Annotated in this window: 18 protein-coding genes and 1 pseudogene; 10 read left to right on the forward strand and 9 right to left on the reverse strand. The window is 69.8% G+C overall.

The features are described 5' to 3' along the window. Positions 1 to 15: 15 nt before the first annotated feature. The 6 genes from LV457_RS06310 to LV457_RS06335 all read right to left on the reverse strand — a co-directional run bounded on the left by LV457_RS06310 (position 16) and on the right by LV457_RS06335 (position 9,620). Positions 16 to 3,516, reverse strand: a complete 3,501-nt coding sequence (locus LV457_RS06310) for a DNA-directed RNA polymerase subunit beta (protein ID WP_232169794.1) — start codon at positions 3,514 to 3,516, stop codon at positions 16 to 18. Positions 3,517 to 4,049: 533 nt separating this feature from the next. Continuing rightward, complete coding sequence (locus LV457_RS06315; RefSeq protein WP_308192170.1) at positions 4,050 to 6,248, reverse strand: molybdopterin-dependent oxidoreductase; 2,199 nt, start codon at positions 6,246 to 6,248, stop codon at positions 4,050 to 4,052. A 13-nt stretch (positions 6,249 to 6,261) separates the two neighbouring features. Then, positions 6,262 to 7,362 carry an ABC transporter ATP-binding protein gene (locus LV457_RS06320; RefSeq protein ID WP_232169796.1) on the reverse strand — a complete coding sequence of 367 codons (1,101 nt, stop codon included), beginning with the start codon at positions 7,360 to 7,362 and terminating at the stop codon, positions 6,262 to 6,264. Between the two features lie 154 nt (positions 7,363 to 7,516). After that, the gene (gene rplL / locus LV457_RS06325; RefSeq protein WP_232169799.1) at positions 7,517 to 7,909 is read right to left on the reverse strand and encodes a 50S ribosomal protein L7/L12; all 393 of its coding nucleotides are present in this window, start codon (positions 7,907 to 7,909) and stop codon (positions 7,517 to 7,519) included. 47 nt (positions 7,910 to 7,956) lie between these two features. After that, the gene (gene rplJ, locus LV457_RS06330; protein WP_232169801.1) at positions 7,957 to 8,490 is read right to left on the reverse strand and encodes a 50S ribosomal protein L10; all 534 of its coding nucleotides are present in this window, start codon (positions 8,488 to 8,490) and stop codon (positions 7,957 to 7,959) included. Between the two features lie 368 nt (positions 8,491 to 8,858). After that, positions 8,859 to 9,620: an endonuclease/exonuclease/phosphatase family protein gene (locus LV457_RS06335; RefSeq protein WP_232169805.1), complete on the reverse strand. Its 762-nt coding sequence runs from the start codon at positions 9,618 to 9,620 to the stop codon at positions 8,859 to 8,861. 50 nt (positions 9,621 to 9,670) lie between these two features. On the opposite strand from LV457_RS06335, the gene LV457_RS06340 reads away from it, so the two are divergent. Next, entirely contained in the window at positions 9,671 to 10,228 is a 558-nt protein-coding gene (locus tag LV457_RS06340) for a nucleotidyltransferase (RefSeq protein ID WP_232169808.1), read from the forward strand. On the opposite strand, the gene LV457_RS06345 is transcribed toward LV457_RS06340, so the two are convergent. Beyond that, positions 10,218 to 11,174 (reverse strand): YafY family protein, encoded by a 957-nt coding sequence (locus LV457_RS06345; protein ID WP_232169809.1) that lies wholly within the window; start codon positions 11,172 to 11,174, stop codon positions 10,218 to 10,220. The genes LV457_RS06340 and LV457_RS06345 overlap by 11 nt on opposite strands. Positions 11,175 to 11,230: 56 nt before the next feature. Here LV457_RS06345 and LV457_RS06350 point away from each other — a divergent pair, with 56 nt between their 5' ends. Both LV457_RS06350 and LV457_RS06355 read left to right on the forward strand, forming a co-directional pair. Beyond that, complete coding sequence (locus LV457_RS06350; protein WP_232169814.1) at positions 11,231 to 11,761, forward strand: DinB family protein; 531 nt, start codon at positions 11,231 to 11,233, stop codon at positions 11,759 to 11,761. A gap of 1 nt (position 11,762) precedes the next feature. Next, positions 11,763 to 12,365, forward strand: a complete 603-nt coding sequence (locus LV457_RS06355) for a DinB family protein (RefSeq protein ID WP_232169816.1) — start codon at positions 11,763 to 11,765, stop codon at positions 12,363 to 12,365. Here the strand turns inward: LV457_RS06355 and LV457_RS06360 are convergent. After that, positions 12,356 to 12,979, reverse strand: a complete 624-nt coding sequence (locus tag LV457_RS06360; protein WP_232169819.1) for a TetR/AcrR family transcriptional regulator — start codon at positions 12,977 to 12,979, stop codon at positions 12,356 to 12,358. The genes LV457_RS06355 and LV457_RS06360 overlap by 10 nt on opposite strands. 80 nt (positions 12,980 to 13,059) lie before the next feature. Here LV457_RS06360 and LV457_RS06365 point away from each other — a divergent pair, with 80 nt between their 5' ends. The 5 genes and pseudogenes from LV457_RS06365 (at position 13,060) to LV457_RS06385 (ending at position 18,244) form a co-directional block, all read left to right on the forward strand. Further along, positions 13,060 to 14,409 carry an AarF/ABC1/UbiB kinase family protein gene (locus tag LV457_RS06365; RefSeq protein ID WP_232169820.1) on the forward strand — a complete coding sequence of 450 codons (1,350 nt, stop codon included), beginning with the start codon at positions 13,060 to 13,062 and terminating at the stop codon, positions 14,407 to 14,409. After that, positions 14,409 to 15,314, forward strand: coding sequence for an alpha/beta fold hydrolase (locus tag LV457_RS06370; protein WP_232169822.1), 906 nt, complete (start codon positions 14,409 to 14,411; stop codon positions 15,312 to 15,314). Before LV457_RS06365 ends, LV457_RS06370 begins: the two co-directional genes overlap by 1 nt. Positions 15,315 to 15,460: 146 nt before the next feature. Next, the gene (locus tag LV457_RS06375) at positions 15,461 to 16,345 is read left to right on the forward strand and encodes a cyclopropane mycolic acid synthase family methyltransferase (protein WP_232169823.1); all 885 of its coding nucleotides are present in this window, start codon (positions 15,461 to 15,463) and stop codon (positions 16,343 to 16,345) included. Between the two features lie 19 nt (positions 16,346 to 16,364). After that, positions 16,365 to 17,216 (forward strand): cyclopropane mycolic acid synthase family methyltransferase, encoded by an 852-nt coding sequence (locus tag LV457_RS06380; RefSeq protein ID WP_232169988.1) that lies wholly within the window; start codon positions 16,365 to 16,367, stop codon positions 17,214 to 17,216. A gap of 127 nt (positions 17,217 to 17,343) precedes the next feature. Beyond that, a pseudogene (locus tag LV457_RS06385) lies at positions 17,344 to 18,244 on the forward strand (cyclopropane mycolic acid synthase family methyltransferase). 94 nt (positions 18,245 to 18,338) lie between these two features. Here the strand turns inward: LV457_RS06385 and LV457_RS06390 are convergent. Then, positions 18,339 to 19,931, reverse strand: coding sequence for a PE-PPE domain-containing protein (locus LV457_RS06390; RefSeq protein WP_232169825.1), 1,593 nt, complete (start codon positions 19,929 to 19,931; stop codon positions 18,339 to 18,341). A 135-nt stretch (positions 19,932 to 20,066) separates the two neighbouring features. Between LV457_RS06390 and LV457_RS06395 the strand changes: the two genes are divergently transcribed. Then, positions 20,067 to 20,771, forward strand: coding sequence for a YciI family protein (locus tag LV457_RS06395; protein WP_232169828.1), 705 nt, complete (start codon positions 20,067 to 20,069; stop codon positions 20,769 to 20,771). Positions 20,772 to 20,777: 6 nt separating this feature from the next. Beyond that, the gene (locus LV457_RS06400; protein WP_232169830.1) at positions 20,778 to 21,995 is read left to right on the forward strand and encodes an RNA polymerase sigma factor; all 1,218 of its coding nucleotides are present in this window, start codon (positions 20,778 to 20,780) and stop codon (positions 21,993 to 21,995) included. Positions 21,996 to 22,011: the final 16 nt, after the last annotated feature.

Consider the following 22,011-nt stretch of genomic DNA (forward strand, 5'->3'; position numbering starts at 1 on the left):
GAGCAATGCGCGCGGCTACGCGAGGTCCTCGACGGAGGCGGATTCGTTGCGCGACAGGTTGATTCCCAGGTTCGCCGCTGCGCGCTCCAGGTCCTCGTCGTCGCCGTCGCGCATCTCGATCGCGGCGCCGTCACTGGAGAGCACCTCGACGTTGAGGCACAGCGACTGCAGCTCCTTGAGCAGCACCTTGAACGACTCCGGGATGCCCGGCTCGGGGATGTTCTCGCCCTTGACGATCGCCTCGTACACCTTGACCCGGCCGACGGTGTCGTCGGACTTGATGGTCAACAGCTCCTGCAGCGTGTACGCCGCGCCGTAGGCCTGCATGGCCCAGCACTCCATCTCGCCGAACCGCTGGCCACCGAACTGCGCCTTACCGCCCAGCGGCTGCTGGGTGATCATCGAGTACGGGCCGGTGGAGCGGGCGTGGATCTTGTCGTCCACCAGGTGGTGCAGCTTGAGGATGTACATGTAGCCGACCGTCACCGGGTACGGGAACGGTTCGCCGCTGCGGCCGTCGAACAGGTTGGCCTTGCCGTCGGCGTTCACCATCACCTCGCCGTCGCGGTTGGGCAGCGTCGAGCCGAGCAGGCCCTGCAGCTCCGCCTCGCGGGCACCGTCGAACACCGGGGTGCTGACGATGCTGTCCGGCTGCGACGAGTGCAGCTCCTCCGGCAGCGCGGCGGCCCACTCTGGCGAACCGTCGATCTGCCAGCCGGCCTTGGCCACCCACCCCAGGTGGGTCTCCAGGATCTGGCCGATGTTCATCCGTCGCGGCACACCGTGGGTGTTGAGGATGATGTCCACCGGCGTGCCGTCGGGCAGGAACGGCATGTCCTCGATCGGCAGGATCTTGCCGATGACGCCCTTGTTGCCGTGGCGTCCGGCGAGCTTGTCGCCGTCGGAGATCTTGCGTTTCTGCGCGACGTACACGCGCACCAGCTCGTTGACGCCGGCGGGCAGCTCGTCGTCGTCCTCGCGGGAGAACACCCGGATGCCGATGACCTTGCCGGACTCGCCGTGCGGCACCTTCAGCGACGTGTCACGGACCTCGCGCGCCTTCTCACCGAAGATCGCCCGCAGCAGCCGCTCCTCCGGGGTCAGCTCGGTCTCGCCCTTCGGCGTCACCTTGCCGACCAGGATGTCGCCGTCGCGGACCTCGGCGCCGATGCGGACGATGCCGCGCTCGTCGAGGTCGGCCAGCACCTCGTCGGAGACGTTCGGGATGTCCCGGGTGATCTCCTCGGCGCCCAGCTTGGTGTCGCGGGCGTCGATCTCGTGCTCCTCGATGTGGATCGAGGTCAGCACGTCCTCTTCGACCAGGCGGTTGGAGAGGATGATCGCGTCTTCGTAGTTGTGGCCTTCCCACGGCATGACGGCAACCAGCAGGTTCTTGCCCAGCGCCATCTCACCGTTCTCGGTGCACGGCCCGTCGGCGATGACCTGGCCGGCCTCCACCCGCTGACCGGCGTCCACGATCGGACGCTGGTTGGCGCAGGTGCCGTGGTTGGAGCGGGCGAACTTGCGCATCCGGTAGGTCTGCCGGCTGCCGTCGTCGGCCATGACCGTGACGTAGTCGGCGCTGACCTCTTCGATCACACCGGTCTTGTCGGCGACGATGACGTCACCGGCGTCGATGGCGGCACGCAGCTCCATGCCGGTGCCCACCAGCGGCGCCTCACTGCGCACCAGCGGAACGGCCTGACGCTGCATGTTGGCGCCCATCAGCGCGCGGTTGGCGTCGTCGTGCTCCAGGAACGGGATCATCGCGGTCGCGACCGACACCATCTGGCGCGGCGAGACGTCCATGTAGTCGACCTCGGTCGACGACACGTACTCGACCTCGCCACCCTTCCGGCGCACCAGCACGCGGTCCTCCACGAACTGACCGCTGTCGTCGATCGGCGAGTTGGCCTGCGCCACGACGTGGCGGTCCTCCTCGTCGGCCGTCAGGTAGTGGATCTCGTCGGTGACGACACCGTTCTCGACCTTGCGGTACGGCGTCTCGATGAAGCCGAACGGGTTGACCCGCGCGTACACCGACAGCGAGCCGATCAGGCCGATGTTCGGGCCTTCCGGGGTCTCGATCGGGCACATCCGGCCGTAGTGGCTGGGGTGCACGTCGCGGACCTCGAGGCCGGCGCGCTCACGGGACAGCCCGCCCGGGCCCAGCGCCGAGAGCCGACGCTTGTGGGTGAGCCCGGAGAGCGGGTTGTTCTGGTCCATGAACTGCGACAGCTGGGAGGTTCCGAAGAACTCCTTGATCGCGGCGACCACCGGGCGGATGTTGATCAGGGTCTGCGGCGTGATGGCCTCGACGTCCTGGGTGGTCATCCGCTCGCGGACCACGCGCTCCATGCGGGACAGGCCCACCCGGATCTGGTTCTGGATCAGCTCGCCGACCGTGCGCAGGCGCCGGTTGCCGAAGTGGTCGATGTCGTCCACCTCGACGGGCACCTCGACACCGCCGGGCACCGTCATGGTGGCGTCGCCGTCGTGCAGGCGCACCAGGTACTCGATGGTGGCGACGATGTCCTCTTCGGTCAGCGTCGTCGTGCTGGTCTTGCTCGGCTCGGCCGACAGGCCCAGCTTCTTGTTGACCTTGTAGCGGCCGACGCGGGCCAGGTCGTAGCGCTTTTCCTTGAAGAACAGGTTCTCCAGCAGGGTCTGCGCGGACTCCTTGGTGGGCGGCTCGCCCGGGCGCAGCTTGCGGTAGATGTCGAGCAGCGCCTCGTCGGGGCCGGCGGTGTTGTCCTTCTCCAGCGTGCCCATCATGATCTCGCTGAAGCCGAACCGCTCGGTGATCTGCTCGTTCGTCCAGCCCAGCGCCTTGAGCAGCACGGTGACCGGCTGGCGGCGCTTGCGGTCGATGCGCACACCCACGGTGTCGCGCTTGTCGACGTCGAATTCCAGCCACGCACCGCGACCGGGGATCACCTTGACGCTGTGCAGCGTCTTCTCGGTGGACTTGTCGATGTTCTCGTCGAAGTACACGCCCGGCGAGCGGACCAGCTGGCTGACGACGACACGCTCGGTGCCGTTGATGATGAAGGTGCCCTTGTCGGTCATCATCGGGAAGTCGCCCATGAAGACCGTCTGGCTCTTGATCTCGCCGGTGTTGTTGTTGATGAACTCCGCCGTGACGAACAGCGGAGCCGCGTACGTCATGTCCTTGTCCTTGCACTCCTCGACGGGCGCCTTCACCTCGTCGAAGCGCGGATCGGAGAACGACAGCGACATGGAGCCGGAGAAGTCCTCGATCGGCGAGAGCTCGGCCAGCACCTCTTCGAGGCCGCCGGTGGGGTTCTCGTCGCCGCGGCCCGAGGCGATGGTGCGCCACCGCTCGGAGCCGATGAGCCACTCGAACGACTCGGTTTGCACGTCGAGAAGCCCCGGAACCTCGAGCGGTTCGCGGAGCTTTGCAAAGGAAATTCGGTTTGGTGCTCCTGGCACGGAGTTTGAAGAATTAGTAGCTGTCCTGCTCTGGGCGACTGCCAAGATGCATCCTTCCAGCACCTCATGCGACCCACGGAGCCGGTCAAAGCCGCTGCCGTCGAGTGCGCGTTATCTGCGTCGGTTCGGCTGGACTGACCTGTCCGGGAACCCGACACATTCGGCACACGTCTAGATCACTGAGCAGAACTCAGGAGGTCGATCACACGTGCGGGGCGGATGCGGAAGGTGAGTGGGCAGGAGGCAGCCAGCGCAACGTCCAACAGTAGCGCAGGACGGGCTATTCCTCAACCGCCGCGTTTCAGCACGCGCGCCGCAGGGTAACGGCGCTGGCTGGCGTCTTGATACTTCTCATCCCGTCACACATCGCTGCCCAACAGACTGACGGCTCGCGGTCGTCTCGTCAATAGTTGACGCGCGGTTTCCCGCGGGGAGTCCGGCGGCGGTCGTTCCCGCTGATCCGAGCATGTCCCCGAGCGACTCCGCGCAGGTCGCGACGTCGCGCTCGGCGGCCGAGGCGAATAGCACCTTGCTGAGTGCGGAGCCAGCCGCCGGCCTCCGGCGGCAATGGCCGGCCCGCGACGAAGGTCCGGTTTCTAGTCGACGGCGGCGCCGCAGCGCTCCACGCGCACCGGCACGCCGGTGAGCCGCGCCATTCCGGCCAGCGCCTCCAGGTCCGCCGCGGCGCTCGACATGAGCTGGTTGACGTTCACGCCGCCGGCGGCGTTCGCCAGCCGCCAGCCGCCGGTGCCGCGGTGGCCCCAGCCGTGCGGCACCGCGATCACACCTTCGACGATGTCCTCGGTCGTGGTGACGGCGAGCTCGATGCGCCCGTGCTCGCTCACCACACCGATCCTGTCGCCGTCGGAGACGCCGACCACTGCCGCGTCCTTGACGTGCATCAGCGCCGTCTGGCCGCGATGCCCGCGCAACAGCGTCGGCGCGTTGTGCATCCAGGAGTTCTCCGAGCGCAATTCCCGCTTGCCGATCAGCCGCAACGGGAACTGCTCGGGGCGCCGCCGATCGCCCAGCGCGGCCACCTCGTCGCCGATCACGTTGTGAGCCAACCGCACCCGGCGGCCCCGGTAGGCGGACACGACGTCGAGCATGCCCGCCCGCAGTTGCGGCGCCAGCACCGTCCCGTGCGGGTGGTCGGCGAGCAGCCGCCGCAGCGTCAGCCCGCCGGGGCGCAGCCCGAACCGATCGCCGCCGGCGGAGAGCCGGATGAGCGCGTCGAGCAGCAGTCGCGGCGACAGCCGAGTCCCGAGCGCCGACAACGCCTTTCGCATCACCGCCATGCCCGCCAGCGCCGGGGTGCGCCGCCACAGCCGCTGCGCCAGCGCGTCGATGATCTCCCATTCGGGGCGGGCCTGGCCGGCCGGCGCCACCACGGCCTCGGTGGCCTGCCGGAACGGTGTGGTGTTCAACAGGGTGAAGGGCAGCGGGAAGTCCTCCCGCTCGTACATGGTCGTGGCAGGAAGCACGTAGTCGCAGTGCGCGGTGGTCTCGGTGACGTAGAGGTCGATGCCGACCATCAGCTCCAGGGACCGCAGCGCGTCCTCCAGCTCCGCGCCGTTGGGCACCGACAGCACGGGATTGCCGGCGCTCACGACGAGCGCCCGGACCTGGCCGCGGCCCGGTGTGGTGATCTCCTTGGCCATCACGCCGGCGGGCTCGGACCCCAGCACCGAGCCGAAGCCGCCGATGCGCGAACGGCTGCGGTCGTAGCGGCGACGCAGCACGGCACCGGCGGCCGCGAGCAGCCAGCGCTCCCCCGGCAGGCCGAAGCTGCCGAACATCGCGCCGCCCTCGACGTCGAGGTTGCCGGCGATGAGGTTCACCGCGTCGAGCAGATAGGTGGTCAGGGTGCCGTTCTCGCCGACGCTCGTGCCGACCCGGCCGTAGACGGCGGCGCGGCGGGTGGCGGCGAGGTCGCGCGCCAGCCGGCGGACCACGCCGGGCTCGACGCCGGTGTGCGGCGCGGTGACATCCGGTGGAAACGGTGCGACGAGCCGCTGCAGCCAGCCGAGCCCGTCGACGCGGGCCGCGACAGCGGCGTGGTCGACCAGCGACTCGTCGAACATCACCTGCAGCAGCGACAGCAGCAGGAACGCATCCCCGTCGGGAACGATCGGCAGCCACTCGAATTGAGCCGCGGTCTCGGTGCGCCGCGGGTCGACGACCACCACGCGGCCGCCGCGGCGGACGATGTCGTGCATCCGGTCGCGGATCCGGGGCTGGGTGACCGCGCTGCCGTGCGACACGACCGGGTTGGCGCCCAGCACCACCAGCAGGTCGGTGTGGGGGATGTCGGGCACCGGGATCGCGAGCGGCGACCCGTAGAGCAGCTGGCTGGCCACGAACCGGTTGTTGATGTCCTGCGAGCCGGCCGTGAACAGGTGCATGCGCGGCCCGAAACCGGCCACCAGCGCGCCCAGCCACAGCAGGTGCGAATAGCTGAAGGTGCCCGGGTTGCCGAGGTACCACCCCAGCGCCCCCGCGCCGTGGCGACGGTGGATCGCCGCGAGCCGGGTGGCGATGTCGTCGAGCGCGGTGTCCCAGTCGACCGGCTCGAACGTGCCGTCGGGCCGACGCCGCAGCGGGGTGGTGACCCGGTCGGGGTCGTTCTGCACTTCGGCGAACGCGATGCCCTTCTGGCAGGCGAACCCGGCCGACAGCGGATGGTCGCGATCGGGGCGCAGCGCGGTCAGCCGACCGTCCTCGACGGTGGCGACCATGCCGCACAGCGGTTCACAGATCCGGCAGAAGGTGACCTTCTGCTCGGCCTGCGTCACGACCGCGCCGTCGTCAGCGCTCGCGCGTCACCGGGATCGACGCGGTCGGCGAGTCGTCGCCGTCGTAGCTGCGGCGCGACGTCGTCTGCTCGCCGTTGCCACCGTTGCTGCGGTTGCCGAAGCCGCTGCCCTGGCCGCTCTTCTCGAGGTCTTCGAGGATGGCTTCCTGCGCGCTCTTGGGCAGCGTGTGCAGGGTCTCGCGGACGCGGGCCTGCCGGCGGGCGACGGCCTTGCGCTCCGGCATGCCGGGGGTGGCCATGACCTGCGGGGGCACCCCGACGATCTCCTCGACGCCGCCGTCGTGATGGCCCTCTTCGACCATCCGCTGCTCCTCGGCCATCTGCGCCTCGTCCTTCTCCTCGGACATGCCGATGGGGCCGACGCGGCGGCCGTTGAGGAACTGGCGGACGACGGGCTCGTCGCTGGTGAGCAGCACCTCGCGCGGGCCGAACATGACGAGCTTGCGGCGGAAGAGCATGCCGATGTTGTCCGGCACGGTGCGGGCGATGTTGATGTTGTGCGTGACGATGAGGATCGTCGCGTCGATCTGGGCGTTGATGTCGATCAGCAGCTGCGACAGGTACGCCGTACGCACCGGGTCGAGACCGGAGTCGGGCTCGTCGCAGAGGATGATCTCCGGGTCCAGCACCAGCGAGCGGGCCAGGCCGGCGCGCTTGCGCATACCGCCGGAGATCTCACCGGGGAACTTGTTCTCGTCGCCGTCGAGGCCCACCAGCGCGAGCTTCTCCATGACGATGTCACGGATCTCGCTCTCCTTCTTCTTGGTGTGCTCACGCAGCGGGAACGCCGTGTTGTCGTAGATGTTCATCGAGCCGAACAGCGCGCCGTCCTGGAACATGACGCCGAACAGCGTGCGGATCTCGTAGAGCTCCTTGGCGGAGCAGTCGATGATGTTGGTGCCGTCGACGTAGATGGCGCCGCGCTCGGGGCGCAGCAGGCCGATCAGGGACTTCAGGAACACCGACTTGCCGGTACCGGACGGCCCGAGCAGCACGCTGACCTCGCCCGCCGGGATGGTCATGGTGACGTCTTCCCAGATGCGCTGGGACCCGAAGGACTTGGTCAGCCCTTGAACGTCGATTGCAATCCCCACGGCGTTCCTTTCACAAAAACCAATGTCGCCACGCACACCCCGGCTGTGGCTTGAGTCACTGTAGCTTACGCGGCCTGCACTCGGCACTGGCGGTGCGCAAGCCCACCGACAGCGAAGGCCGCCCCTTCGCCAGGGGCGGCCTTCACGGGTCGTACTACTTGACGGTGACGGTGGCGCCGGCAGCCTCGAGCTTTGCCTTGGCGTCGTCGGCCGCGTCCTTCGGAGCCTTCTCCAGGATCGGCTTCGGGGCGCTGTCGACCAGGTCCTTGGCCTCCTTGAGGCCCAGGCCGGAGACGATCTCGCGGACCACCTTGATGACGCCGATCTTCTTCTCGCCGGCGGACTCGAGGATGACGTCGAACTCGCTCTGCTCCTCGGCGGCCTCGGCCGGGGCACCACCGGCGGCGGGGCCGGCAGCGGCGACGGCGACCGGGGCGGCCGCGGTGACGTCGAACGTCTCCTCGAACTGCTTGACGAACTCGGAGAGCTCCAGCAGCGTCATCTCTTTGAACGCGTCGAGCAGCTCTTCGTTGCTGAGCTTGGCCATGGTGTTTCCTTCCTACTTCTTACGGGTCTTGGTCGGGGTTGGTCGTGTCAGTCGGCAGCCGGCGCGTCGGCGGCCTTCTTCTCCTGCAGCGCGGCCGCGAGGCGGGCCACCTGCGACGCCGGAGCGGCGAACAGTCCGGCAGCCTTGGAGAGGTTGCCCTTCATCGCGCCGGCCAGCTTGGCCAGCAGCACCTCGCGCGACTCCAGGTCGGCGATGCGCTCGACGTCGGCGACCGAGAGGGCGCGGCCCTCCATGTAGCCGCCCTTGATCACCAGCGCCTTGTGCTCGCGCGAGAACGTCCGGATCGCCTTCGCGGCGTCCACCGGCTCGCCCTTGACGAACGCGATCGCGGTGGGTCCGGCGAACAGCTCGTCGAGGCCCGTCACCCCGGCCTCCGCGGCGGCACGCTTCACCAGCGTGTTCTTCGCCACGGTGTAGGTGGCGGAGTCGCCGAGGGATCGACGCAGCTGGGCGAGGTTGGCCACCGTCAGCCCGCGGTACTCGGTGACGACCGTGGCGGTCGCCTCCTTGAACTGCTCGGCGATGTCGGCGACCGCGGTGGCCTTGTCAGCCTTGGCCATGCATGCCTCCTTGTCGTATGCGGTCAGCTCCCCCGAATACGACGAACGCCCCGACGCAGACGGCCGGGGCGCACAGAGTTCGCTGCTCGACGCAGCGGTTGCCTCGTCCTCCTGCGTGGGCCGCCGGGATAACCCGGACCTTCAACCGATGTGCTTCGAGCTGCTGGGCAGCTCATCTGAGCTACTTACTCTTCGCGCAAGCGCTCATCGGTGACCGACGGTCTTCGGTGGAGCAGTGCCAGGCTAGCGCAACGCCGCCCGATCAGCCAAAACGCCTCCCGTCGCACCGCGAGCGTGCGTGTCTGCACTCCGACACGCCGCACATCGCGGGCACTGCGCGCACGCTCGCGCCCGAACACAACGGCAACTCAGGCCAGGTCGACCACCAGCGCGCGGTGGTCGGAGATCGGCAGCGCCGGCGCCTGCACGGCGACGGCCCGCAGCCCGGGGTCGTCGGTGAGGATGTGGTCGAGCTGCCGGCTCGGCGAGCCCGCCGGAAAGGTGTGTGCCGACGCCAGCGCCCGCATGCCCGACCAGGTGGCGGCGGTGTCGGGCAGCATGTTCAGGTCGCCCATCAGCACGTGGGGCCCGGCGAAGCCGAGCAGGTCGCGCACCACCCGCCGCAGCTGCAGCCGATTCCAGCCGGGCACGAAGGACAGATGGGTGTTGGCGATGGTCAGCGGCCCGGCCGGGGTGTCCAGCTCGGCGACGACGACCGCGCGCGGCTCCTCGTCGATGATCGCCAGCCGGCCCGGCTCGGGCAGGTACATCGGGAACTTCAGCGGAATCCGGGGCAGGCGCAGCACGTGCCACTGCGTCACCGGGTAGCGCGACAGCAGCGCGATGCCGTAGGCCGCCGTCCCGGGCTGCTCGTCGCCGGTTGCAGCCATCCAGGTGGCGCCGGGCGTTCCGGAGATCGCAGCGACGAAGCGGTGGCTTCGCGCACCCATCGCATCGGCGGCCACCGCGGTCAGGTCGGCCATCCCGGAGCGCGGCTGGTCGAGATCGACCTCCTGCAGCGCCAGGATGTCCGCGTCGAGCTCCGCGACCGCCGCTGCCAGCCGGTCGACGCGCACGTCGCCGTCGCGCACGCTGCGGCCGTGCAGGATGTTGAAGGTAGCCATCCGCATGGGTATGAGGTACCCCCGACCCCACTCCGACGACACCGGGACGCGGCCGAATGCTGAATCGCAACGACCAGTTGCGCGACGCGCTCAAGCGCGCCGCATCGGCGCTCAAGGCGCACGGCCCGGAGTTCGCGCTCGCCGGAAGCTACGCGCTGTGGGCGCACGGCGGCCCGGAGCCGGTGCACGACGTCGATCTGGTGGTCGCCGAATCGGACGCGGACACCGCCGCCGACACCCTGGCGGCGGCGGGGTTCCGCATCGACCGCACGCCGGAGGACTGGCTGCTCAAGGCGTGCGCGTCGGACGGCGACGAGGTGGTGGTCGACGTGCTGCACCGCCTCAACGGCGTCCCGGTGCGCGTCGAGGACATCCGCGAGGCGCAGGAGCTGGAGGTGCTGGCCATCCGCATGCCGGTGCTGTCGGCGACGCAGGTGGTGACCGAGAAGCTCAAGTCGCTCAACGAACACCACTGCGACTTCGCGATGCTGCTGCCGGGCGTCCGGGCGGTCCGCGAGCAGGTCGACTGGGACGCCGTGCGCCGCGACACCGCCGGCAACGACTTCGCGGTGGCGTTCCTGGTGCTCACCGACCGGCTGCGGATCACGGGCTGACGGCGCGCCGCACCCGGTCGGCCACCCGCCGCCCCGCCGCGACCACCTCCGGCGGCTCCAGCACTTCGAAGTCGGCGCCGACCATCGCCAGCCACAGCACGATCCGTTCCGGGTCGTCGGCACCGGTGGTGACGATGCAGGCGTCGGACCCGTCCCGTTCGATCGTCACCGCGGCGGGCGAGAAGTGCTGCGCGACATCGGTGCCCGACGTCCGATAGCGCACCTTGGCGACGTAGCGGTACGGCGAGGCGGTGATGGAGCGGCGGACGTAGGCGGCGGCGTCGGGCGCTTCGCGTGGGACGAAGGTGGTGCCGGCGGCGCGCACGTCGGTCATCCGGTCGAGTCGCAGGCTGCGCCAGTCGAGGCGGTCGCGATCCCACGCGAGCAGGTACCAGCGTCGCCCGGTGGTCACCAGCTGGTAGGGCTCCAGCCGGCGCCGGGACGCCGCGCCCGAGCGGTCGACGTAGCCGGCGGTGACGTGCTCGTGGTCGCGGCTCGCGCGGGCAAGCGTCGTCAACACGTCCGGCTCGACCGGCGTGTCGACCGCGTCATGGGTCAGGGTGACCGTCGTCTGGTGCAGGGCGGCGACCTGTGACCGCAGCCGGGCCGGCAGCACCTGGTCCAGCTTGCCCAGCGCCCGCAGCGCCGACTCGCCGACGCCGGCGACGCTGCCGCCCGCCGCCAGTCGCAGGCAGACCGCGACCGCGACGGCCTCGTCGGGGTCGAGCAGCAGCGGTGGCAGCGCCGCCCCGGCGCCCAGCTGGTAGCCGCCGCCGTGGCCTCGGCTCGCGGCGACGGGATAGCCGAGGTCACGCAGCCGGTCGACGTCGCGGCGCACGCAGCGGGTGGTGACGCCCAGCCGCTCGGCCAGCTCCTCGCCGCTCCACGCGCGGCGGGCCTGGAGCAGCCCGAGCAGTTGGAGGACGCGCGCGGTGGTCTCGGGCATGCCGACAGCGTGTCACCTTTTTAGGACCGAACTCGTCCGCTACGGGTGCAATCGTCATGGACGTGACCGAGAACCTCACCGAACACGTGGCCTCTCAGCTCGACGAGCACTGGCGGCAGCAGCTCCGCCCGCGCCTCGACGGCCTCACCGACGACGAGTACTTCTGGGAACCGGTGCCCCACTGTTGGACCGTCCACCCCGACGGGGGAGTGGACTTCGCCTATCCCCCACCGCAACCCGAGCCGTTCACCACCATCGCGTGGCGGCTGGCGCACGTCATCGTCGGGGTCTTCGCCATGCGCAACCACAGCCACTTCGGTGGACCGCCCGCGTCGTACGACACCTGGCGGTACGCCACCGACGCCGCGACCGCGCTGCGCCAGCTCGACGACGCCTACGCCACCTGGATCGGCGGCGTCCGCGCGCTGCGCGACGACGACCTCCGGCGCCCGTGCGGCCCTGCCGAGGGCCCGTTCGCCGACCATCCGCTGATCGACCTGGTGCTGCACATCAATCGCGAGGTCATCCACCACGGCGCGGAGATCGCCTGTCTCCGTGACCTTCACATCCATCGGAAGGACAGCTGACATGCCCGCACTCGCCTCTCCCGTCCGCGACGAACGCGACGGCCTGCGCCAGTTCCTGCACCTGCACCAGACGGCGTTCCTGGCGGTGGCGTACGGCTTGACCGACGCCCAGGCCCGCGCCACCCCGACGGTCAGCGCGCTGTCGATCGGCGGGCTGATCAAGCACGCGACCGGCGTGCAGCGCGGCTGGCTGCAGCGGGCCCGCTGCGCGCCCGGCGTGCCGCCCGCCGACGACCGCCCGTTCGCCGAGCGGGTCGCCGAGTACGAGGACGAGTACCGGATGCGCGACGACGAGACGCTCGCGGCGCTGCTTTCCGAGCTGACCGCGCAGAACGCCGCGACGCTGCGGGCGCTCGACGAGCTGGACCTCGACACGCCAGTACCGGTGCCGCGCGACGCGCCGTGGTTTCCGGCCGACGTCGAGCACTGGTCGGTGCGCTGGGTGTTCCACCACCTCAGCAGCGAGCTGGCCCGGCACGCCGGCCACGCGGACATCATCCGCGAATCCCTCGACGGCGCAACGATGTACGAGCTGATCGCCGCCGCGGAGGGCTGGCCGGAGACCGGCTGGCTCACGCCGTGGCGGCCGGCGGATCAGCGCTGAAGCACCAGCGCCAGCGCGTGGTCGACGACGGCGTCGAGGTCGTCGCCCAGCGCGCCGGCGAGCCACTGCTGCGCCAGCTCGGCCATCGCGCCGGTGTACATCGCGGCGCCGACGCGGGTGAGCACCGCGTCGGCGCCCGGGCGCACCCGGCCCCCTTCGGTGAGCACCGCTTCCCGCAGCCGGTCCTGTGATGCGGCGCGCCGGGCCGCCAGCACCGGGTTGGTGCGCGCGTCGGTGAACAGCAGCCGGCCCCGCCGCGGATCGGCCGAGCTGTAGTGCAGCACGGCCGCCATCCCGGCGCGGGTGCGCGCTCGAAACGACGTGTCCGCCGCCGCCATCGCGTCGTCGACGGCCGCCGCGAGGCCCGCGTTCACCTCGTCGTACGCCGCGCCCAGGAGCTCGTCGACGTCGGCGAAGGACTCGTAGAAGTAGCGGGTGTTGAGCCCGCTCTCGCGGCACACCGAGCGCACCGACACCGCCGCCTCCCCGCCGGCACCGAACAGGCGGAACGCCGCGGCGACGAGCAGGGCGCGCCGTTCGGCGCGGCGGTCGGTCAGCGGTACGCCGGCCCAGCGGGTCGCGCTCGACGTCGCCTTGGACGCCCGGGGAGCCATCTGCCGAGCGTACGCAGCCCGGCTGTGACCTGATCCACAGGTTTTTGGGCCCGCTCGCGCCCTTTTGAGACACTGCGTACATGAGTTCAACCACGAAGCACCGCGAGGTCGCCAAGCTCGATCGGGTGCCGTTGCCCGTCGAGGCCGCCCGCGTCGGCGTGACGGGTTGGCAGCTCACCCGCACCGGCGCCCGGTTCCTCGCGAAGCTGCCGAAGCGCGGCCCGTGGCAGCAGAAGGTGATCAAGGAGATCCCGCAGACCTTCGCCGACCTCGGTCCCACCTACGTGAAATTCGGCCAGATCATCGCCTCGAGCCCCGGCGCGTTCGGCGAATCGTTGTCCCGGGAGTTCCGCGGGCTGCTCGACAAGGTCCCGCCGGCGGATCCCAAAGCCGTGCAGAAACTGTTCAAGGAGGAGCTCGGCGACGAGCCCGCCAACCTGTTCGCCAGCTTCGACGAGACCCCGGTCGCCTCGGCGTCCATCGCGCAGGTGCACTTCGCGACGCTGCACACCGGCGAAGAGGTCGTCGTCAAGATCCAGCGGCCCGGCATCCGCCGCCGGGTGGCCGCCGACCTGCAAATCCTCAAGCGCTTCGCGCAGCTGGTCGAGCGGGCCAAGCTGGGGCGCCGGCTGTCGGCGCAGGACGTCGTCGCCGACTTCGCCGACAACCTGGCCGAGGAGCTCGACTTCCGGCTCGAGGCGCAGTCGATGGACGCCTGGGTGGCGCACATGCACGCCTCGCCGCTCGGCAAGAACATCAGGGTGCCGCAGGTCTACTGGGACTACACCAGCGAGCGGGTGCTCACCATGGAGCGGGTCAGCGGTGTGCGCATCGACGACGTCGCCGCGATCCGCAAGAAGGGCTTCGACGGCACCGAGCTGGTCAAGGCGCTGCTGTTCAGCGTCTTCGAGGGCGGGCTGCGGCACGGCCTGTTCCACGGCGACCTGCACGCGGGCAACCTGTTCGTCGACGACGAGGGCCGGATCGTGTTCCTCGACTTCGGGATCATGGGCCGCATCGACCCCCGCACCCGCTGGCTGCTCCGCGAGCTGGTGTACGCGCTGCTGGTGAAGAAGGACCACGCCGCCGCCGGCAAGATCGTCGTGCTGATGGGCGCGGTGGGCACCGTGAAACCCGAGGCGCAGGCGGCGAAGGATCTGGAGCGCTTCGCCACGCCGCTGACCATGTCGACGCTCGGCGACATGAGCTACGCCGAGATCGGCAAGCAGCTCTCGGCGCTGGCCGACGCCTACGACGTCAAGCTGCCACGCGAGCTGGTGCTCATCGGCAAGCAGTTCCTCTACGTCGAGCGCTACATGAAATTGCTCGCCCCGCGCTGGCAGATGATGAGCGACCCGCAGCTCACCGGCTACTTCGCCAACTTCATGGTGGACATCAGCCGCGAGCACACCGACGAGTTGGAGGTCTGATGGAGATCCGCGAAGGCAAGGCGCTGTCCGGTGACCTCAAGATCCACTACGAGGACATGGGTGATCCGGCCGACCCGGCCGTGCTGCTCATCATGGGCCTCGGCGCCCAGCTGACCTTCTGGCGCGAGGGGTTCTGCCAGAAGATCGTCGACCGGGGCTACCGCGTCATCCGCTACGACAACCGTGACGTCGGCCTGTCCAGCCACCTCGACGGCCGGCGCACCAAGGGTTCGCAGGTCGGCAACATGGTCCGCTCGTTCCTCGGCATCAAGAGCCCGTCGGTGTACACGCTCGAAGACATGGCCGACGACGCCGCCGCGCTGCTCGACCACCTCGACATCGACAAGGCGCACGTCGTCGGCGGCTCGATGGGCGGCATGATCGCCCAGATCGTGGCGGCCCGGCACGCCGACCGGGTCCGGTCGCTGGCGGTCATCTTCTCGTCGAACAACCAGCCGCTGCTGCCGCCGCCCGGCCCCCGTCAGCTGCTCGCCGTCACCACCGGTCCGCCGCCGAACGCGCCGCGCGAGCAGATCATCGAGAACTCGATCCGCGTCAGCAAGATCATCGGCAGCCCGCGCTATCCGCTCAGTGACGACGCACTGCGCGCCGACGCCGTCGCCTCCTATGACCGCGCCTATTACCCGCAGGGCATCGCCCGGCAGTTCAACGCGATCGTGGGCAGCGGCAGCCTGTTGCACTACGACCGTCAGATCAGCTGTCCGACCGTCGTCATCCACGGCACCGCCGACAAGCTCATGCGCCCCAGCGGCGGGCGCGCCGTGGCGAAAGCCATCCGCGGCGCGCGGTGGGTGACCTACGACGGCATGGGCCACGAGCTGCCCGAGCCGCTGTGGGACGACATCGTCGCCGAGTTGGTCACCACATTCGAACAGGCGTCCTGACCAGCAGCGATAAGGCCGTTTGGGTAACCGGCGACGGCGTCGGATACCATGCCCGACGGGTGCTGCCGCGCTTTGCGCGCACGCAGACGAACACCGCCGATGGCGGTCGCAGCGTCGAGATCGAACAGCCGGAGAGGCACATCAGCATGGCGAGAACCAACCGCGCGGCGTCCAAGGACATGACGCCGCACTTCGACGACGTGCAGGCGCACTACGACCTCTCCGACGATTTCTTCCGGCTGTTCCTGGACCCGTCGCAGACCTACAGCTGCGCCTACTTCGAGCGCGACGACATGACGCTCGAAGAGGCGCAGCGCGCGAAGGTCGACCTGGCCCTCGGCAAGCTGGGCCTGCAGCCCGGCATGACGCTGCTCGACGTCGGGTGTGGCTGGGGCTCCACGATGATGCGGGCGATCGAGCGCTACGACGTCAACGTCATCGGTCTGACGCTGAGCGAGAACCAGAAGGCGCACGTCGAGCGGCTGTTCGACGCATCCGACAGCCCTCGGAGCAAGCGGGTGCTGCTGCAGGGCTGGGAGCAGTTCGACGAGCCGGTCGACCGCATCGTGTCCATCGGCGCGTTCGAGCACTTCGGCCGCGACCGCTGGGACGACTTCTTCACCATGGCCTATCGGGTGCTGCCCGACGACGGCGTGATGCTGCTGCACACCATCACGGCGCTCACCATCCCGCAGATGGCCGAGCGCAAGATTCCGCTGACGTTCTCCGTCGCACGGTTCATCAAGTTCATCCTCACCGAGATCTTCCCCGGCGGATACCTGCCGACCATCGAGCTGGTCGGCGAGCACGCCGCCAAGGCCGGGTTCACGCTCACCCGCACGCAGTCGCTGCAGCCGCACTACGCCAAGACGCTCGACCACTGGTCCGCAGCGCTCGAGGCGCACCGCGACGAGGCGATCGCCATCCAGTCCGAAGAGGTGTACGACCGCTACATGCGCTACCTGACGGGTTGCGCGGACGCGTTCCGCAAGGGCTACACCGACGTCTGCCAGTTCACTCTCGAGAAGTAGGGCGTCGCTCGTGGCAGAGATGACGCCCCACTTCGAGGACGTGCAGACGCACTACGACCTCTCCGACGAGTTCTACCGGCTGTTCCTCGACCGGACGCAGACCTACAGCTGCGCCTATTTCGAGCGCGACGACATGACGCTCGAGGAGGCGCAGCTGGCGAAGATCGATCTCTCGCTGGGCAAGCTCGGGCTGCAGCCCGGGATGACGCTGCTCGACGTGGGCTGTGGCTGGGGCGCCACGCTGCTGCGCGCCTTGCAGCGCTACGACGTCAACGTCATCGGGCTCACGCTGTCGGAGAACCAGTACGCCCACGTGCGTGCGGCGTTCGAGGCGTCGGACCATCCGCGCTCGAAGCGGGTGCTGCTGCAAGGCTGGGAGCAGTTCGACGAGCCCGTCGACCGCATCGTGTCCATCGGCGCGTTCGAGCACTTCGGCGCCGACCGGTGGAAGCCGTTCTTCGAGATGGCCTATCGGGTGCTGCCCGACGACGGCGTCATGCTGCTGCACACCATCACGCGGCTGATGATGGCCGACCTCAAGCGGCGCGGCATCCCGCTGTCGATGGACGTCGCGCGGTTCACGCTCTTCATCGCCAAGGAGATCTTCCCGGGCGGCCAGCTACCGGCCATCGAGGACGTGGAGACGCACGCCACGGCCGTCGGTTTCTCCGTCGAGCGCATCCAGTCGCTCCAGCCGCACTACGCGCGCACCCTCGACCAGTGGGCCGCGTCGCTGGCTGCGCGCCGCGAGGACGCGATCGCCCTGCAGTCGGAGGAAGTGTACGAGCGGTACATGCGGTATCTGACCGGCTGCGCGGACCTGTTCCGCCGGGGATACATCGACGTCAACCAGTTCACCCTGGCCAAGTAGGCGACGGCGAGCGGAACCCGCCGCGAACCGCCGACGACAGCCCCGCGCGCCGTGCTGCCTGTAGGGTTTCTGCAAACGAAAAGCACCCGCGGGGGGCGTGGGCACTACCAGGAGGACCACCATCACGATGTCTGACACTTCGACCGGCACCAAGGACCTGCGGCCGCATTTCGAGGACATCCAGGCGCACTACGACCTGTCGGACGACTTCTTCGGCTTGTTCCAGGACCCGACGCGCAAGTACAGCTGCGCCTACTTCACGGGCCCGAACGTCACGCTGTCGGAGGCGCAGGTCGCCAACGTCGACCAGCACCTCGACCGGCTCGACCTCAAGCCGGGGATGACGCTGCTGGAGGTCGGCTGCGGCTGGGGCCTCACCCTGCAGCGCGCGATGGAAAAGTACGACGTCAACGTCATCGGGCTGACGCTCAGCAAGAACCAGCAGGCCTACTGCAATCAGCTGCTCAGCAAGGTCGACAGCGAGCGCACCTTCGACGTCCGGCTGGAGGGCTGGGAACAGTTCCACTCCCCCGTCGATCGCATCGTGTCGATCGAGGCCTTCGAGCACTTCGGGTTCGAGCGCTACGACGACTTCTTCAAGACCTGCTTCGACATCCTGCCCGACGACGGCCGCATGACCATCCAGAGCAGCGTCGGATTCCATCCATCCCGACGACCTGCAGGCCCGCGGCAAGAAGTTGACGTTCGAGCTGGCCCGGTTCGTGAAGTTCATGATCACCGAGATCTTCCCGGGCGGTCGGATCCCCAGCACCAAGATGATGGTGGAGCACGGCGAGAAGGCCGGCTTCGTCGTGCCCGAGGTGCTGTCGCTGCGCAACCACTACATCAAGACGCTCGGCATCTGGGCCGCCCGCCTGGAGCAGCACAAGGACGAGGCGATCGCCGCCGCGGGTGTCGAGAACTACGAGCGCTACATGAAGTACCTGACCGGTTGTCAGTTCTACTTCCTCGACGAGGCCATCGACGTCAGCCTCGTGACGTACCTGAAGCCCGGCGCCGCGGCCTGAGCCGCCCCCGGTAACGCGACGTCCCCCGCACTTCGGTGCGGGGGACGTCGCGTTTTGGTCAGGCGTCTCGTTTTGGTCAGGCGTCGCGTTTCGGTCAGGCTGCGGGCCGGTCTTCGGCCGGCTGCTGACGGGTGGCGGTGGTGTCCGTCGCCGCGGCGCCGGTGGCGTGGTCCTCGGTCGGCGTGGCGGCGCCGGCCGGGGCCTTACTCGCCGCGACGTCGGCCGGCGTCGCGCCCTGCGGCCCCTCGCCCGCCGCGACCTTGTCGCGTTCGCGCTTCAGGTCGACGACCTCGGCGTGTGTGCCGTTGTCGGACGTCTTCTCGCCCGGCTGGGGCGCCGGCAGCGGATCGGCCGCGTGCTTCTCGGCGACCTTCTCCGCGGCCTTCGGCTCCGTCGCGGCCTTGTCCGCCGCCACCTTCGGCTCCGCCGCCGCCCGGGCGCCGGCCGCCGGGCTCGCGACCGGCGTCGCGGGCGAGGTCCTCGTCGTGCTCGGGGCGGTCTCGGGCGGGTTGAGCGGCGACAAGCTGGTGCCACCGCCGAGCGCGTTGCCGACGCCCGTGACCACGGCCCCGGCGAGGTTCGCGGCCAGCGCCACCGGGTTCAGGGTGAAGGGGTTGAACGGCAGCGGCGACAGCGGCGTGGAGACGCCCGGGTTGCCGGTGTAGTCGTAACCCAGCTCCGCCAGCACCCGGTAGGCGGGAGCCACCAGCTCGAGCATCGGTTTGATCAGCGGTCGCAGCGGCGCCGGGGCGGAGCTGTAGATCAGGTCCGCGATCGGCAGCGACCGCGCGGGGATGACGATGTACTCGTTGCCGCGGTCGTCGGTGCGGCAGTTCGGGTTCCCGGTGCACACCAGCTGCGGCGCGAGCGAGTCGTCGTCGTAGCCGTAGGGCAGTGTCTCCCGCGAGGTCTCGCTGCCCGGCGGGCCGTAGGGCGTCAGGTAGTACCCGTGCACGGTCTGCAGTGCGGCGATCGCGTTGAGCATCGCGAACGGGTTGCCCCAGTAGCGCGGCGCGTCGGCCACCGGATCGAAGTGGAAGGCGTAGCTGGTGTAGTGCACGTCGGGATCGGGTTGCATCGCCGGGGTGAGCGTGACGTCGAGGATCGGGATGTGGCCCAGGAACGCCAGCCGCGACCACAGCCCGCCGTCGGGCGTCTGGATGCCGCCGATGGTGACGACCTCGATGCGCCGCTGGTCCTCGTCGGGCAGCCCGTTGATGTACTCGGCGAGCGCATCGGAGACCACCGCACCGCCCTGCGAGTAGCCGAAGACGACGATGTCCTGGTCCGTGTGCTCCACGTAGTTGCTGAGCTGGCCGACCAGCGCCTCGGTGCCCTTGCCCACCGACTCGTCCCACTTGTCGCAGCCGTTCGGGCCCGATCGGCACCAGTTGGGGAAGATCACCAGCGGCCAGAACGACGCCGGATATTTGATGCCGACGAGGTTGCCGTCCGGGCAGCCCTGCCCCGTCGGTCCGCACGCGGTGCCGGTGAGATACCGGTCCCGCGCCTGCTCCAGGTAGCCGGCTTTCTCCGGCAGCGTCGGATCCGGGGTCCCGGTGCCCGGCACGATGAGCGCCACCGCGCCGTGCGACAGCGCCGCCGTGAACGCCGCCGCGACGGTGAGCACCAGCGTCGCCAGCAGCACGCCGGCGGCCACCAGGATCGTCTGCAAAGCCTTACGCATACGTCAAAGATCACACACGGTCGTGGTTGCTGATCGCGGATTGGACAAGTCCCGTTGTCGGATTTCTGACGACCCGTTCGTCGGTCGGGTAGAGAGGGGATCGACGGGTTCCCCTCCCCCACCGAGAGGATCGCCATGTACTACTTCGCGCTGCTGCTGGGCCCCGAATCGACCGAGCAGCCCGACGCCGACACCGGGGCGGCCGTCTTCGCGGCATACGAGAAGTTCCATGCGAAGGCGGGCGCGGCGATACTGGCCGGCGATGCGCTGACGGGTTCGCAGGAGGCCGTCCGGATCTCGGGGGGACCCGATGCGCCGGTGGTCACCGACGGCCCGTTCGCCGAGTCGGCCGAGATCGCCAACGGCTTCTACGTCATCGAGGCCGACGACCTCGACGGGGCGCTCGCCCTGGCCCGCGACATCCCTGCCTGCCGCAGCGGCGCGGTGGAGGTCTGGCCGATGGTCGAGTGGAACACACCATCGCGCCCGCTGGGCGCCGACACCTGGCTGGCCCTGCTGCTGGAGCCGCCCGAGCGGCCGCTGCGGCCCGGCACCCCGGAGTGGGACGAGGGCGTGGCCCGCCACATCGCGTTCGGGGCCGCCGCCGGCGACCGGCTGAGCGGCGGGGCGGCACTGCATCCGCCGTCCACCGCGACGACGGTGCGCGTCCGCAACGACGAACTCGTCCTGACCGACGGTCCGTTCGTCGAGGGCGCCGAGGTGGCCAACGGCTTCTATCTCATCTCGGCGGCCGATCGCGACGAAGCGGTCAAGGTGGCGTCGATGATCCCGGCGACCACCGTCGAACTGCGGCGGCTGGCCGGCATCTCGGGTCTCTAGGGCCCGTTGTCCCCCCTCGACGGCGTCTTCCGGCGCGAATGGGGTCCGGCCGTGGCGGCGCTGGCGCGCTGGTGCGGTGACCTCACCGTGGCGGAGGACGCCGTCTCCGAGGCGTTCGCCGACGCGCTGCGGACCTGGGCGCGTGACGGCGTCCCGGCCAACCCGGGCGGATGGATCGTGACCTCGGCGCGCAACCGCGCCCGCGACCGGCTCCGGCGGGAGACGGTCCGACCCGGAAAGGAGCTGACCGCGGTGGTCGACGAGATCCGCGCCCGCACCGACAACGTCGACGTGCACCCCGTCCGCGACGACGAGCTGCGGATGATGTTCATGTGCGCCCACCCGGCGCTCGACCGGACGTCGCAGCTCGCTCTCACGCTGCGGCTCATCTCGGGTCTGACGGTTCCTGAGATCTCCCGGGCGCTGCTGCAGTCGGAAAGTGCTGTCGCGCAGCGGATCACCCGCGCCAAGGCGAAGATCCGGGCCGCCCGCATCCCGCTGCGCGTGCCGCCGTCCGAGCTGTTGCCCGAGCGGATGCCGCACGTGCTCGCCGGCATCTACTCGGTGTTCACCGAGGGCTACTGGTCGACCGCCGGCCCTTCGGCGGTCCGCGACGAGCTGTGCGCCGAAGGGGTGCGGCTGGGCGGTGAGCTGTGCGCGCTCCTGCCCGCCGAACCGGAAACCCACGCCCTCGCGGCGTTGATGCTGCTGCACGATTCGCGTCGGGGGACCCGCGTCGACGCCCGCGGCGCGTTGATCCCGCTCGACGAGCAGGATCGCGGCGCCTGGGATCGCCGGATGATCGCCCGCGGGCTCGACCGGCTGCAGCGGGCCGCGGGATCGCCGGGCCCGTACCTTCCGCAGGCGGTGATCGCGGCGGTGCACGCGACGGCGCCGACTTTCCGCAACACGGACTGGGCGACCATCTGCACCGCCTACGACCGGCTGTCGACCATCACCGACTCGCCGGTGGTGCGCGCAAACCGTGCGCTCGCGATCGGTTTCCGCGACGGCGCCGACGCAGGGCTCGCCGCACTCGACGCCGTGGCCGCCGATCCCCGGCTGACGGGCAGCCCGCTGGTGCCGGCGGTGCGCGCCGACCTGCTGCGGCGCGCGGGCCGCCTCGGTGACGCGCTGACCGCCTACCGGATCGCGGAGCAGCGGACGACGTCGGAGCCGGCCCGGGCCTTCCTGCGGCGACGCGTGGCCGAGTGCGATCGCTGAGCGCCGGTAGGGTGGC

Origin of the sequence: Mycobacterium sp. MYCO198283 (assembly GCF_021213805.1) — a bacterium.
Lineage (GTDB): Bacteria > Actinomycetota > Actinomycetes > Mycobacteriales > Mycobacteriaceae > Mycobacterium.

Excerpts from the sequence above, each read along its gene's own strand:
- rplL (WP_232169799.1), bottom strand. The coding sequence starts at position 7,909 with ATGGCCAAGCTCAGCAACGAAGAGCTGCTCGACGCGTTCAAAGAGATG.
- rplJ (WP_232169801.1), bottom strand. The coding sequence starts at position 8,490 with ATGGCCAAGGCTGACAAGGCCACCGCGGTCGCCGACATCGCCGAGCAG.
- LV457_RS06335 (WP_232169805.1), bottom strand. The coding sequence starts at position 9,620 with ATGCGGATGGCTACCTTCAACATCCTGCACGGCCGCAGCGTGCGCGAC.
- LV457_RS06340 (WP_232169808.1), top strand. The coding sequence starts at position 9,671 with ATGCTGAATCGCAACGACCAGTTGCGCGACGCGCTCAAGCGCGCCGCA.
- LV457_RS06345 (WP_232169809.1), bottom strand. The coding sequence starts at position 11,174 with ATGCCCGAGACCACCGCGCGCGTCCTCCAACTGCTCGGGCTGCTCCAG.
- LV457_RS06350 (WP_232169814.1), top strand. The coding sequence starts at position 11,231 with ATGGACGTGACCGAGAACCTCACCGAACACGTGGCCTCTCAGCTCGAC.
- LV457_RS06355 (WP_232169816.1), top strand. The coding sequence starts at position 11,763 with ATGCCCGCACTCGCCTCTCCCGTCCGCGACGAACGCGACGGCCTGCGC.
- LV457_RS06360 (WP_232169819.1), bottom strand. The coding sequence starts at position 12,979 with ATGGCTCCCCGGGCGTCCAAGGCGACGTCGAGCGCGACCCGCTGGGCC.
- LV457_RS06365 (WP_232169820.1), top strand. The coding sequence starts at position 13,060 with ATGAGTTCAACCACGAAGCACCGCGAGGTCGCCAAGCTCGATCGGGTG.
- LV457_RS06370 (WP_232169822.1), top strand. The coding sequence starts at position 14,409 with ATGGAGATCCGCGAAGGCAAGGCGCTGTCCGGTGACCTCAAGATCCAC.
- LV457_RS06375 (WP_232169823.1), top strand. The coding sequence starts at position 15,461 with ATGGCGAGAACCAACCGCGCGGCGTCCAAGGACATGACGCCGCACTTC.
- LV457_RS06380 (WP_232169988.1), top strand. The coding sequence starts at position 16,365 with ATGACGCCCCACTTCGAGGACGTGCAGACGCACTACGACCTCTCCGAC.
- LV457_RS06390 (WP_232169825.1), bottom strand. The coding sequence starts at position 19,931 with ATGCGTAAGGCTTTGCAGACGATCCTGGTGGCCGCCGGCGTGCTGCTG.
- LV457_RS06395 (WP_232169828.1), top strand. The coding sequence starts at position 20,067 with ATGTACTACTTCGCGCTGCTGCTGGGCCCCGAATCGACCGAGCAGCCC.